This window comes from Streptomyces sp. NPDC058579, from assembly GCF_042718575.1.
Taxonomy (GTDB): Bacteria; Actinomycetota; Actinomycetes; order Streptomycetales; family Streptomycetaceae; genus Streptomyces.
On record NZ_JBHXPI010000025.1, the window covers coordinates 66764 to 81002 of the forward strand.

The window sequence follows — 14239 nt, forward strand, 5'->3', positions numbered from 1 at the left end:
CGATCCTGTGCCTCAAGGAGAGATTGATCCGACATGTCGAACGAAGAGAAACTCGTCGAGTACCTCAGGCGGGTGACCGCCGATCTCCACAAGGCTCAGCAGCGGCTCGCCGAACTGGAGAGCGGCACCGGTGAGCCGATCGCGATCGTGTCGATGGCCTGCCGCTTCCCCGGCGGGGCGGTGTCACCCGAGGAGTTGTGGCGGGTGGTGGCCGAGGGCGTCGACGCCATCACCCCCTTCCCGACGGACCGTGGATGGGACCTGGAGAAGCTCTACGACCCCGACCCGGCGACACCGGGCACGTCGTACACCCGGGAGGGCGGCTTCCTCCACGATGCCGCGCTGTTCGACGCGGAGTTCTTCGGCATCGCGCCGCGTGAAGCCCGAGCCATGGACCCTCAGCAGCGGTTGCTGCTGGAGACGGCGTGGGAGACCTTCGAGCGGGCCGGGATCGACCCCGACACGCTGAAGGGCAGCCGAACCGGTGTGTTCGCCGGCGTGGTGGAGCAGAGCTATCTGGGACTTGAAGGGCCCGAGGAGTCCGAGGGCTATCTGCTCACCGGCAAGCTCAGCAGCGTGGCTTCCGGCCGCATCGCCTACACGTTCGGTTTCGAGGGTCCGGCGATCTCGGTCGACACCGCGTGCTCCTCCTCCCTGGTGGCCCTGCACCTGGCGGCCAACGCCCTGCGCCGAGGCGAATGCGATCTCGCACTCGCCGGTGGCGCGACCGTGACCGCGACGCCGAGCGGCTTCGTCGACTTCTCCCGCCAGAGCGGCCTGGCACCCGACGGGCGGATCAAGTCGTTCGCCGCGGCGGCCGACGGCACCGCCTGGTCCGAAGGCGTCGGCATGCTGCTGGTGGAGCGACTGTCCGACGCCCGACGCAACGGCCACCAGATCCTCGCCGTCCTCCGCGGATCCGCCGTCAACCAGGACGGCGCCAGCAACGGACTCACCGCCCCCAACGGCCCCTCCCAAGAACGCGTCATCCACCAAGCACTCACCGACGCCGGCCTCACCACCAACGACATCGACACCGTCGAAGCCCACGGCACCGGCACCCGCCTCGGCGACCCCATCGAAGCCCAAGCCCTCCTCACCACCTACGGCAACCACCGCACCACCCCCCACCCCCTCTACCTCGGCTCCCTCAAATCCAACATCGGGCACACGGTCGCCGCGGCCGGCGTGGGCGGGGTCATCAAGATGGTGCAGGCCATGCGGCATGGCATCCTGCCCAGAACCATCCACGTCGACGAACCCACCCCCATGGTCGACTGGACATCAGGAGCCGTCGAACTCCTCACACAGGAACGGGAATGGCCCGACACGGGGGCGCCGCGTCGAGCTGCCGTGTCCGCGTTCGGCGTGAGCGGGACGAACGCGCATGTGATTCTCGAGCAGGCCCCGACCGAGGACGGTTCCCGCACCACAGCGCCACCCCCGCCGGCGTCCGTCGCGGCGGACAGTACCCCGACGGCATGGCTGCTGTCGGCCAAGACCGAGCAGGCCCTGCGCGCCCAAGCCGAGCGGCTGGACGACTTCCTCACCCGCAACCCCGACGCTTCACGCGGCGACATCGCCTGGTCCCTTGCCACCACCCGCGCCACACACCGCCACCGCGCCGTCGTCCTCGGCAGCGATGTCGGTCACCTCCAGAGCGGCGTACGGGCTTTGGCCCAGGGCGGCCACGCGGGACCCGACGTAGTCACCGGCATAGCGGCGCCCGGTAAGACTGCGTTCCTGTTCACGGGCCAGGGCGCACAACGGGTCGGTATGGGCACGGAGTTGTATGAGACCTACCCCGTCTACGCCGCCGCGTTCGACGAAGTGTGCGCGGCCCTCGATGTCTACCTCGACCGGCCGATCGCCGAGGTCATCCGTACCGGGCACGAGCTTGACCAGACCGCCTACACCCAGCCCGCGCTGTTCGCGGTGGAGGTCGCCCTCTACCGTCTGGTCGAATCCTTCGGACTCAGGCCCGACTACCTCGCCGGACACTCCATCGGCGAACTCACCGCCGCACACATCGCAGGCATCCTCAACCTCCCCGACGCCGCACAACTCGTCACGACCCGCGCGCGCCTCATGCAGAACGCCACCACCGGCGGAACCATGATCGCCATCCAGGCAACCGAAGACGAGATCACCCCCCACCTCGCAGGACACGAACACCACGCATCCATCGCCGCCCTCAACACACCCCGCTCCACCGTCATCTCCGGCGACACTCACACCGTCCAGACCATCGCCGACATCTGGAAGGCACAGGGCCGCAAGACCCACCGCCTCACCGTCAGCCACGCATTCCACTCCCCCCACATGGACACAGCCGCCGAAGAACTCCTCACCACAGCGGCCACCCTCGCCTACCACCCACCCACCATCCCCATCATCTCCACCCTCACGGGAGAGCCCGCAGAGAAGCACCTCACCAACCCCACCTACTGGTCCGACCAACTCCGAGGCACCGTCCGCTTCACCGACACCCTCCACACCCTCCACAACCACGGCACCACCACCTACCTCGAAATCGGACCCGACACCACCCTCACCACCCTCACCCACACCACCCTCGAGAACGCCGACATCACCACCGCCCCGACCCTCCGCCGAGACCACAGCGAGCCCCGAACCCTCCTCGCCGCCCTCGCCTCCGCCCACGTCCACGGCGCCACCATCGACTGGACCACCCCCTACGCCGAGCTGAACCCGCAACGCGTGGACCTCCCCACCTACCCCTTCCAACGCGAGCGGTACTGGGTCGAGAACACCGGCGATCGTGTCGACGCGGAGAGCCTCGGGCTCCGACCCGGGGAGCATCCGCTCCTGGGTGCGGCCGTACCGGTGGCGGCCTCCGACGAGGGGCTGTTCACCAACCGGATCTCGTTGCGCACGCACCCCTGGCTGGCCGATCACGAGGTCCATGGAGCTGTCGTGGTGCCCGCGTCGGCCCTCGTGGAGCTGGCGATCCGGGCCGGCGACGAGTTCGGCAGCCCGGTCCTCGACGAACTCGTGATGGCGGCCCCTCTGGTGCTAAGGCGGAGTTCCGGGATGGACCTCCAGGTGGCTGTGGGGGCGCCGGACGAGACCGGGAAGCGGCCGGTCACCGTGTACGCGCGTCCGGACCAGGGGGATGTCCCGTGGACCGTCCATGCGCGCGGACGGCTGAGCCCGCAGGCTCCGGAGCTGCCCTTCGATCTCGGAACGTGGCCGCCGAGGGACGCGCAGATCGTGCCCTCGCACAAGCTCGGCGAGCGGCTCACGGGTGATGCCGTACGGCTTGGCCCCGTCTTCCAGTCGCTCGGGACCGTGTGGCAGCGAGGGGACGACGTCTTCGCCGAGGTGAGCCTGTCCCCGGAAGCGGACGGGGCGGGCCATCTACTCCATCCCGCACTGCTCGACGGGGCCCTCCTCGCATCCCTCGTCGGCACGGACGGCCTCCAGGGGGCGGGCGCGCCGTCGGTCGCCAGGGTGGGTGGAGTCCGGTTGTACGCGATCGGCGCCTCGGAGGCGCGGGTGTGGATCACTCGGGCCCAGGGTGACGGACAACTGACGGTCCGTCTGGCCGACCGGAGCGGTGCGCCTACGGCGCTCCTGCAATCCGTCACGTGGGGACGGACGAGTGGCGGCGAGGTCGCACAAGCCCACGCGCGGACCTCTGACAGCCTGCTCCACGTCACGTGGACGTCCCTGCCAGGCGCAGAACCGGCCGCAGAACCGGCCACAGGACCGATGCGGTTCGGCGTACTGGGCTGCTCCAGGACGGATCACGGCGCGGACGTCGAGGCGGCACGCTTCGGCGACGTGGCCGACGTGGCGCGGGCGGTCGGCGCCGGGCAGGAGCTGGACGCGGTGCTCGTCCCGGCCGTCTCCTCCTCCGTGGACGACGGTGCTGTGGCCGCTCAGGACGGGACACGCCGTCTGCTCGACGTGGCTCAACAGTGGCTGGCGGACGACCGGCTCGCCGACGTGCCGCTCGTCGTGGTCACCCGGCGGGCGGTCGCGGTGGACGAGGGTGAGCCGGTGGATCCGGGCTCGGCGGCCGTCTGGGGTCTGCTGCGCTCGGCGCAGTCGGAGGCGCCCGGCAGGTTCTGGCTCGTGGACCTCGAAGGGGGCGGAGGCCTTCTCGACGAACCGGAAGGCGACGGGTACGCGCGGCTCGCCGCCGCCGCTCGGGTGGCGCTCGGCTCCCAGGAGCCCCAGTCGGCTCTACGCCGTGGCCGGCTGTTCGCGCCCCGCCTCCAGTACCTCGCCCAGCCGACCGAGAAGCCTTCCCCCAAGCATCTCCCCGCGAACTCCCCGACCGGCTCCCCGACCGGCTTCCGGGCCGGCTTCCCGGCCGACTCGTCCGCGTACGGAAGTGTCGAGGGGACCACGCTGATCACCGGCGGTACCGGTGCGCTCGGTGCCCTGTTCGCCCGGCACCTCGTCCGCGAGCACGGTGTCAGGAATCTGCTGCTGACCAGCCGTCGGGGCGAACAGGCCGAGGGTGCCGGCGAGTTGGCTGCCGAGCTGAAGGAGATGGGCGCCGAGGTGACCATCGCCGCCTGTGACGTGGCCGACCGTGAAGAGCTGGCCGAGTTGCTGTCGACCGTACCGGTGGAGCACCCGCTGACCGCGGTGATCCATGCCGCGGGTGTGCTGGACGACGGTCTGATCGGGTCGCAGACCCCGCAGCGGCTGGCCGCCGTCTTCCGGCCCAAGGTCGAAGCGGCCTGGCATTTGCACGAGTTGACTCGCGAGAGGGAGCTGAGGGCGTTCGTCCTGTTCTCCTCGATCGCCGGCGTGGTGGGTGGCCCGGGCCAGTCCACGTACGCCGCGGCCAACTCCTTCCTGGACGGTCTGGCGCAGCATCGGGCCGCCGCGGGCTTGGCCGCCACGTCCGTCGCCTGGGGTCTGTGGGCACAGGACGGCGGCGTGGCCGGCGGGATGTCGGGAGGGCTGGAGGAGGCCGATCTCAGGCGCATCGCCCGGGGTGGGTATCTGCCCGTCACCGCCGAGTCCGGCGTCGCGTTGCTGGACCTCGCCCTCGCGACGGGCCGGCCCTCGGTCGTGGCGACGCCGCTGGACCTCGGTGCGGTACGGAAGCTGGAGGAGGTCCCGCCGTTGTTGCGGGGGCTGGTCCGTTCTCCCGCGCGTCGTAGGGCCGAGGAGGGTGGAGCGAGCGGACCGTCCCTGGTGGAGCGGTTGGCTGCCGTTGCCGAAGGCGAGCGGGCCGGTCTGGTCCTGGCGGCGCTCAGAGAGGAGATCGCGCGGGTGCTCGGCCATGGCGACGCGCGGCGGATCGAGGACGACGGCACGTTCCTGGCGCAGGGCTTCGACTCGCTCACAGCAGTGGAGCTGCGCAATCGGTGCAACGCCCTCGTCGGTGTCCGGTTGCCGCCCACGGTCGTGTTCGACCACCCCACTCCGGCGTCCCTGGCCGGATTCCTCCTCGGCGAGCTGCTCGCGGGGCAGGAGGCCGGCGTTGCCGAGTCCTCCGCGCCGGAGGCACCGGACTTCGCCGAGGAGGTACGCCTCGCCGAGGACATCCGGCCCGCGGCCGAGGTCCTCCGCTTCGTGGACGACCCTCAGGAGGTGCTCCTGACCGGCGCGAGCGGGTTCCTCGGCGCCTTCCTGCTGCGGGATCTGATGCGCTCGACCAGGGCGAGGGTGCACTGCCTCGTGCGCGCCGCCGACGAGGAACAGGCCCGCGCACGGCTCCGGGAGAACATGGAGCGCTACATGGTGTGGGACGCGGTCGATCCCGACCGGCTCTCCGTGGTCGTGGGCGACCTGGGCAAGCCCCGACTCGGGCTGACCGAGCCGGAGTTCGACCGGCTGTCCGAGGTCGTCGACGCGGTGTACCACAACGGCGCCCAGGTGCACTGGCTCCACCCGTACACGACGCTGAAGGCGGCCAACGTGAGGGGGACTGAGGAGATTCTGCGCCTCGCGGCGCGCCATCGGACGGTACCGGTGCACTACGTGTCGACCGTCGGTGTCTTCGAAGCCGCGGTGACTCCCGGTGTTCCCCTCAAGGTGACCGACCCGACCGGCCCTCCCGAGCGGCTGCCCAGCGGCTATCTGCAGAGCAAGTGGGTCGCGGAGCAGCTCGTCGAACGGGCGCGGGGGCGTGGTCTGCCGGTGTCCGTGTACCGCGTCGACGTCATCTCGGGCGACCAGGAGAACGGCGCCTGCCAGACCAGCGACTTCGTGTGGCTGAGCCTCAAGGGGCTGGTGCAGGCCGGGGCCGTTCCGGCGGATGCCGACGGGCGCTTCCACCTCCTCCCGGTGGACTACGTCAGCGCGGCCGTCCTCAGGATCTCCCGCCGCGCCGGCGCGGCGGGCCGGACGTTCCACCTGTTCAATCGGCATGCGTTGAGCCTGCGGGAGTGCGTGGAACGGCTGCGGTCGTTCGGCTACTCGGTGGCGGACGTGGACTGGGGCGCCTGGCGCGAACGGGTGCACGCGGACGGGACGAACGCGATCGCCCCGCTCCTGCACGCGTTCGAGATGATGACGGACGACACCGACTCGTTCTATCCGGCGATGGACACCACGGAGACCGAGGCGGAGCTGGAAGGCAGCGGCATCACCTGCCCGCCGCTGGGCGGGCGACTCTTCCGGAAGTACGTCGAGTACTTCGCGCGGACCGGTCACTTCCCGAACCCACGGGTGGGTGGCTGATGCGGCGCGGAGGCGGTCCCGTCTCCTGGTCACCTCACGGTGGCCGGTCGGAGATCGCCGGAAATCCTGTTTCTCCCATGGTTCTCTCGAAGGGTTCGGCATGAGTCATGTGTCCGTAGGCGGAGCCGTCAACCGAAACCCGATCGCGCCGTCCGCGCTGCGCGAGACGATGTCGCGTTTCGCGACCGGGGTCATCGTTCTGAGTGTCGGTGGTGAACACCTGCACGCGATGACGGCCAACGCGTTCAGTTCCGTGTCGCTCGAACCGCCGACCGTGCTCTGCTGCGTGTCCCACAGCGCGGTGATGCACAAGGCGATCACCTCGGCGCGCAGTTTCGGGATCTCGGTGCTCGGCGCCGAACAGGAGTCCCTGGCACGGCACTTCGCCGACAAGCGGCGACCGCTGGGGCGGGCCCAGTTCGAAGGAATAGGCTGGCGGCCGGGCGAGGTCACCCGGGCGCCCCTGCTGGACGGTGCGGTGGCCTGGCTCGAATGCGAGCTGGCCGAGGCACACGACTCGGGCGATCACTCCATCTTCGTCGGCGATGTCGTGAGCGCGGCTCCGTCCGCCGACGAGTCGGGGCTGTTGTTCTTCAACGGTCGCTTCCAGCAGATCCTCACCGCTCCCCGGTGAGTCGGAACCCGCCATGGCCTCGCGTGGTGAGACGTACGACGGAAACAGCTTCTGGGACATCGTCGGTTCGACGTTCGTCGCGGCGCTGAACGACGGGCTCGCCAGGGCCGGCCCCCCGACCCTGCGCGCCCGGAGCGGTACGCGCCTGGTGTCGCGGTCGCACGAGCTGCCCCATCCCTTCGCGGCCGCGGTCATGCGGGCGTTCGAGACCGCCCTGCCGGGCGCGGAGGGAGGGGGGAGCCCGGCGGTGCTGGCCTCGCTGCAACAGCGCGGCCACGAGATGCTGGCGGCGGCCCTGGGCCTGCCGCCCCCTCAGGGGCAGCGGCAGGCGCACGGTACGACGGGACCCCTGCTTCCCCGGCACGAGCACCTGGTGGTGACGCTCCTGATGGAGTCCGCCGCGCTCGTCCTGTCGGAACGCCCCGAACTCGGCGACGACGGACGGCCGGCCGCACTCGTCCGGGCCCTGGGCCGCTGGGCCCGGAGCGGCCGCGCGGGCGGCTGAGGGATCTCTACCGATACGCGTTGATGAGCTGAGCCAGGTGCTTGGCGGCGATCTCCAAGGGGCGCGGCTCGCGGGCGGCCGGGCGGCCGGCTCGGCGGCCTTCCAGGGTGCTGATCACAGCATGGGCCCAAACTGCTCCGCGTTACCCCGTGGCAATTCCTTTATCCTGCGAGGGTACTATCTAGAGCGTTCTTTCTAGAGAGAGGGCTCATGGCGCGCCACGTGGTGAACTCCTGGCTACCAGCCGACCGCCGGGCATACAGTTTGCCCGCGCACGTACCTGCTCGAGAGCGAAGCCAAGGGGAGGGTGACGTGGTGAGGGGGCCGTCACCGCACGGTCATCACCGGCCGACGACAGCCGAACTCCGGCCAACTCGGGGGCCCGGTCGTTGCTCGAGTAACAACTCACCTGCTCCCTGTGGCATGTTCTCGTGCGCCCGACCAGATGCTTACTGCCCGTATCGGAGCGCCACATGGCCAAGCAACCCCGTGCCGTTCGTACCCGTCAGGATCTGATCCGTTCCGCCGCCGTCGTCTTCGAGCGCGCCGGGTTCGCCGACGCCTCGATCGCCGCGATCAGCTCCGGGGCCGGCGTGAGCAATGGGGCGCTGCACTTCCACTTCAGGAACAAACGGGCTCTGGGCGAGGCGGTCGAGCTGGCCGCCGCGCAGACACTCGCGCACGTCACGGGGCGGGTGCCGCTGCGACATCCCGCCCCGCTGCAGCTCCTCGTGGACACCTCGCAGCTGCTGGCCGAGTACCTGCTGCACGACCCCGTACTCAGGGCCGGATTCAGCCTTGCCAGCGACGCCACCTGGCAGGGACGGATCAACCTCTGGGAGGAGTGGCAGGACTGGGTGCAGCTGATGCTGATCGTCGCCCGGGAGCGGGAGATGCTCACCTCCGACGTGGTGATCGAGGAGGCGGTTCTGGCCATCACCTCGATCATCGCGGGGTTCGAAGTGCTGTCCCGTATCGGGACGGAATGGACCTCCAGGAGTGCCGTCACCGGTTTCTGGCGACTCATGCTGCCCCAACTGGCGGGCCCGGACACGGCCGCCGCTCTCTCCCCTGAGGGCACCGCGCCGCCACCGCAGGAGACGGAACCGCCCCTCACCTCCGAGGAGTGGGACATGGCCGAGACCTGTGGCGCCGCATAGCTCGGAAAAGGCCTTTGCCGCACGGGAGTTGCGTGTTCTTTGCGCGTGCTTTGAGCGCTCTTTGAACGGCGCCGCACACGATGGGAAGCGACGCGTGACCACGCCGGAGCCCGGAAGGCGTGGCCCGAGCGAGGGAGTCGATGTGGCGCGAGTGACGAGCAGCTGGCTGCGCGGGTTCGATCCGCCGCCGGGCCAGGACGGCCCGACGGACGGCGCACCCCAGCTCTTCTGTTTCCCCCACGCGGGCGGAGCCGCCAGTGCGCTGCGCTCTCTCGCGCAGACCCTGACCGGCACGTTCGACGTGCTGGTCGCGCAGTATCCCGGCAGGCAGGACCGTCGTCTCGAGGCACCCTTCGACGACATCGGCCGGCTCGCCGACGCGCTCGCGGTCGAGGTGTCGCGCCGGGCCGAGGGACCGTACGCCCTCTTCGGTCACAGCATGGGCGCGCTCCTCGCCTACGAGGTCGCCCGCCGGCTGGCGGAGGACCGGGGGCCGGCCGCGCTGGTCCTCTCGGCCCGTGGCGCGCCCACACCCGAGCCGGGGCGCCACGACCGGCTGCGCACCGACGACGAGATCGTGCGGGCGGTGTCCCGGCTCGGCGGCACCATGCCGGAGGTGCTGCACGATCCGGAGCTACGGGAGATGGTGATGCCCGCGCTCCGCGCCGACTACCGCGCGCTCAGCTCCTACACCTGGCGGCCGGGACCGCCGCTGACCGTCCCGTTCACGCTTCTGGTCGGGGCCGGCGACCCGGTGGTCGACGTCGAACAGGTCGAGCGCTGGGCGGAGTTCACGACGGCGGGCGCACGCACCCATGTCCTCGCCGGTGGGCACTTCTACCTCGACGCCCACCTCGACTTCGTGTCCGAGGTGATCACCGACGCGTGGCTCGCCGCCAGCGCCTCCGGGGTGGGTCCGGCGCGCGGATGACGCCGGGTGCCGGCGGTGCGGAGCGTCGCTGAGCAGGCCGTTCGGCACCTTGTTCGAGATTTGTGTGGGCTTCGACCGGCCTCATGCAGGCTGGTGTCGCGGAATTCACCGACAAGGACGGCCTCCGTTCGATCGCGGAGGGAAGCGGGGGGAATCGATGCAGTTCCGAGTGCTGGGGCCGATGGAAGTGGTCGACGACGGCAGGACGGTGGGGCTCGGGGGTACCAAACAGAGAGCCACCCTGGGATTCCTGCTCCTGAACGCGAACAAGGCGGTGGCCACGAGTCAGCTCCTGAACGCCTTGTGGGGTGTGGACGAAGCACCGATGACGGCGCGCAAGATCCTGCAGAACGCCGTCTACGGACTGCGCGGCGCCCTGTCGGCGGCCCGCGGGGCTGCCGGGGCGGGGGGCGCGACCCTGCTGACCCGGCCGCCCGGGTACATGATGCGGGTGGATCCGGAGGAGGTGGACCTCCACCAGTTCCACACGTGGGTCGGCCGGGGGCGGGAGTTGCTGGCGAAGGGGGAGCCCGAGGCGGCGGCGCCGCTGCTGCGCGACGCGCTGGCGCTGTGGCGGGGCCCCGCCCTGGCGGATCTGGTGGAGAACGGCGTCCAGTGGCCCGAGTTGGTGGCTCTGCAGAACACCCAGCTCAACGTCATGGAGGAGCACTTCGAAGCGCAGCTGGCCTGTGGCAGGCATCACGAGATCCTTGCCGAGCTGGAGTCCATGGTGCGGGCCGAACCTCTGCGGGAACGTTCCTGTGGTCAGCTGATGCTCGCCATGTACCGCTGCGGGCGGCAGGCGGACGCGCTCGCCGAGTACAGCCGGCTGCGGGCCGTACTGGTCGAGAGCATGGGCCTTGAGCCCGGCCGCGGCCTCCAGTCGCTGCAACAGGCGATTCTCGCGCAGGACCCCACGCTGACCCTGCGCCGGCCGCCCGCCCTGGACGGCCCGCACGGCGAAGGACGCGCCCGCGAGCGCATCACGCTCGGCCGGGCGGCCGACACCACCGGCTCACCGGCGGAGCAGGCTCCGACGGCGCAGCAGTCAGGGCCGGCGTCAGCGCCGTCGTCCGCGCCGTCGTCAGGTGTGGCCGGCGACGGCGCGGGCGAGGTCGCGGAGCCGTCCGGTCTCGGCCCCGGCCCCGGCACCGGCCTCGGCACCGGCCTCGGCCCCGGCCTCGGCCCCGGCCCCGGCCCCGGCCCGGCAGGACGCCAGGCGGGCACCGCCCGCCGCCAGGTCAGCGTCGTCTGCCTGCGCACCCGACTGGCCCCCTCCTTGGGCAGCGGCACGGAGCGGGAACTCGAGAGTCTCCTCGATGGCGCCGCGCTCCTGGTCAGGGAACAGGTCGAACGGTACGGCGGCGTGGTGACGGCCTCCATCGGTTCGGTGTCCCTGGCCCTGTTCGGGCTCGACGGCGAGGTTGACGAGGGAGCCGAGGATGCCGAGGGTCTGGACGACGCCGCGCGCGCGGTCCTGTCCGCCCTCGCGGTCCGGGACGTCCTCGACGTGTCCCTCGGGCCGGGCGCCGGTGGCGGTACGGCCCACTCGACGGTGGCGGCCGCCATCACCCGGGGGGAGGTCCTGCTGCGCCGGCGCGCCGGTCAGGAAGGGCCCACCGTGGTCGGGGCCGTGCTGGACGAGTCCCAGGCGCTGCTGGGTGCCGTACCCGAGGGTGAGGTACGGGTGAGCGAGGCCGTACGCCGCGCCAGCGACCACACCGTCGTCTATCGCCCCTGTGACGGCGTGCCCGGAGGCTGGCAGGCACTGGGCGCGCGGGCGACGGAATCCCAGGGCACCGAGCAGGCCATGGAGCTCGAGGTCCTGCGGGGTCTCGCGCAACGCACCCGGCACCGCGCCGTGCCCCACCTGGTGACGGTCCTCGGCGAGGCGGGTACCGGAAAGAGCAGGCTGTTGGGCGAGTTCGCCCGTTGGTCCGCCGAACTCCCGGACGGTCCGCTGGTTCTGACAGATCGTCCGATCGAGGGTGGCGAAGAGTCCCCGCTCGCGGTGGCGGGGCGGTTCCTGTCGGCCTACTGCGGGGTCCTGCCCGGCGACGACGAGGACGTCGTCCACGCGGCCCTGGAACGCGAGGTCCGCGCCCTGTACCCGTCCGAGCGGGCGGCCGAGGTGCCGTTGCGACGGCTGCGTACCCTCGTCGCCCCGTCCGGCGCGGATGTGCACTTCGGCGACCTGTGCCCGGGCGAAGTACTGGACACCTGGCGTGAGTTCGTCCAGGACGCGGCGCAACGGAGGCCGATCGCGCTCTGCGTCGACGACCTGCACCGGCTGCCCGACCTGGCCCTGGACGCGATCGAGGAACTGGCCGAGTCCGCCGGGGCGGTGCCGCTCTTCGTGATCGCCTGCGCCGGCCCGGAGCTCCTCGCCCGCAGGCCGTCCTGGGCCGGCGGCAAGAGCCACACCACCACGGTCACGCTGGACCGGCCCGAGCGCATCACCCAGGAGGAGCTCGTGGAGTTCCTGCTCTCGGCGTCCCGCAACGAGCCCGCCCGAAGCCCGCGTCGGCCGAGGAACTCCGCCGCGGTCTGACCGCCCGGCGCACCGCACCGTCCCGCGCCGCTCCACACCCCCGCCGCGCCCCGCCATCCCGCGCCGCACCCGGGCCGCGCCACACCATCCAGCGTCGCCCCATCACCAGGTAACCGACCACTCACGCATCCGCCGATGACTTCCTCATGACCGGGAACTGGCATGCGCGGAACAGGATGGATCAGACCGTCCACACCAACTCAGGAGCCGCTATGTCGGAACTCGCCGAGCCCAACCTCCGCGCGCTGCTGGCGACAGCAGGGCTTGACGTCGAATACGTACGCGGTGAGGGGAACACGCTCTTCCGCTGGGACGCGGACGGGGGCGAGGTTCCGGTCATCGACTACGCCGGCGGCTACGGTTCGCTGATCCTCGGCCACCACCACCCCGAGATAGCGGCGCACGCCCATCGGCTCATCGACGAGCAGACACCCGTGCACGCGCAGTTCTCCTCGCATCCGTACGCCAACGACCTGGCCGCCGAGCTGAACCGGATCATCCACCGGGAGACCGGCACGGACGAGCCGTACTACGCGACCTTCGCCAACAGCGGTGCCGAGGCGATCGAAGCGGCCGTCAAGCACGCGGAGATGGACCGGGTGGTCCGCCTCGGAGAGCTCCTCGCAGATGTCGCCGCCGGTGTCGAGGAGGTGCGTGCGGCGGCCCGCGCCGGGCGGGCGGCGGTGCCGGACGCGGTCTTCACCCACCTGGGGATCGCCCGGCCCGCGGCCGATCGGGACGCGCTCGAAGCGGTGATCGCCGAAGTCACGCGCAGGAACGAGGAACGGAGCGCCAAGGCTCCGGTCCTGCTCGCCCTGGAGAACGGCTTCCACGGGAAGCTGATGGGCAGCGTCCAGCTGACCCACAACGCCGGCTACCGGGCCCCGTTCGCCGCGCTCGGCCTGCGCACCCGGTTCGTGCCGCACGACGCGCCCGAGGTGCTGCGCGCGATCCTCGCGCAGGAGCGCGGCACCCTTCTCCGGCCGACGGTCGAGGACGGCCAGGTCCGGCTCGACGAACGGCCCCACCCGGCCTTCTGCGCCTTCCTCCTGGAGCCGATCCAGGGCGAGGGCGGCATCCGGCCGCTGTCGGAGACGTTCGCCCGGGACATCCAGGAGTTCGGCGAGGCGGCCGACTGCCCTCTCGTCGTCGATGAGATCCAGAGCGGCATGGGCCGCACCGGGGCGCTGCTCGCCAGCTCGCACCTCGGGCTGCGGGGCGACTACTACGCGCTCGCCAAGTCCCTGGGCGGCGGCATCGCGAAGGCCGCGGTGATGCTGGTGCGTGCGGCCCGGTACCAGCCGCAGTTCGAGCTCATCCACAGCTCCACGTTCGCCAAGGACAGCTTCTCCTGCCACGTGGCGCTGAAGGTGCTCGAACTCCTGGAGGCCGACGGCGGCCGGATCTACCGGCAGGCCGTGGAACGCGGGGCCGCCCTGGAGACGATGCTGGACAAGGTCCAGGCGTCCTTCCCCGACATCGTCAAGGACGTCCGCGGCAGAGGCCTGATGCTCGGCCTGGAGTTCCACGACCAGTCCGGGGCCACGTCCGAGGCGATCGGTACGGCGGCCCGCTCCGGAATGTTCGGCTACATCATCGCCGGACACCTTCTCAACGCCCACGGCATCCGCACCTTCCCCACGGCCAGCGCCGTCCACACCCTGCGCTTCGAACCCTCGGTGTTCCTCACGGACGAGGAGATCGATCGGCTGCGGATCGCGCTGACCGATGTGTGCGTGATCCTGCGGGAGCAGCAGGGGGACCTTCTGGCGATCCCCGCCTGACG

General features: G+C 71.0%; 6 protein-coding genes and 1 pseudogene. All 7 read left to right on the plus strand.

Going from position 1 to position 14239, the window contains the following annotated elements; all coding sequences use genetic code 11:
* Window positions 1–36: 36 nt before the first annotated feature.
* Window positions 37–6672, plus strand: a pseudogene (locus ACFWRO_RS24900) (type I polyketide synthase); the annotation flags it as partial.
* Between the two features lie 100 nt (window positions 6673–6772).
* Window positions 6773–7306: a flavin reductase family protein gene (locus ACFWRO_RS24905; RefSeq protein ID WP_384513381.1), complete on the plus strand. Its 534-nt coding sequence runs from the start codon at window positions 6773–6775 to the stop codon at window positions 7304–7306.
* A 13-nt stretch (window positions 7307–7319) separates the two neighbouring features.
* Window positions 7320–7811, plus strand: a complete 492-nt coding sequence (locus tag ACFWRO_RS24910) for a hypothetical protein (RefSeq protein ID WP_384513383.1) — start codon at window positions 7320–7322, stop codon at window positions 7809–7811.
* Between the two features lie 473 nt (window positions 7812–8284).
* Complete coding sequence (locus ACFWRO_RS24915; RefSeq protein WP_384513385.1) at window positions 8285–8971, plus strand: ScbR family autoregulator-binding transcription factor; 687 nt, start codon at window positions 8285–8287, stop codon at window positions 8969–8971.
* A gap of 142 nt (window positions 8972–9113) precedes the next feature.
* The gene (locus tag ACFWRO_RS24920; RefSeq protein ID WP_384513387.1) at window positions 9114–9902 is read left to right on the plus strand and encodes a thioesterase II family protein; all 789 of its coding nucleotides are present in this window, start codon (window positions 9114–9116) and stop codon (window positions 9900–9902) included.
* Between the two features lie 157 nt (window positions 9903–10059).
* A complete protein-coding gene (locus ACFWRO_RS24925; RefSeq protein ID WP_384513389.1) occupies window positions 10060–12453 on the plus strand; it encodes a BTAD domain-containing putative transcriptional regulator in 2394 nt (797 codons plus the stop codon).
* A gap of 212 nt (window positions 12454–12665) precedes the next feature.
* Window positions 12666–14237 carry an aspartate aminotransferase family protein gene (locus ACFWRO_RS24930; protein WP_384513391.1) on the plus strand — a complete coding sequence of 524 codons (1572 nt, stop codon included), beginning with the start codon at window positions 12666–12668 and terminating at the stop codon, window positions 14235–14237.
* Window positions 14238–14239 lie beyond the last annotated feature (2 nt).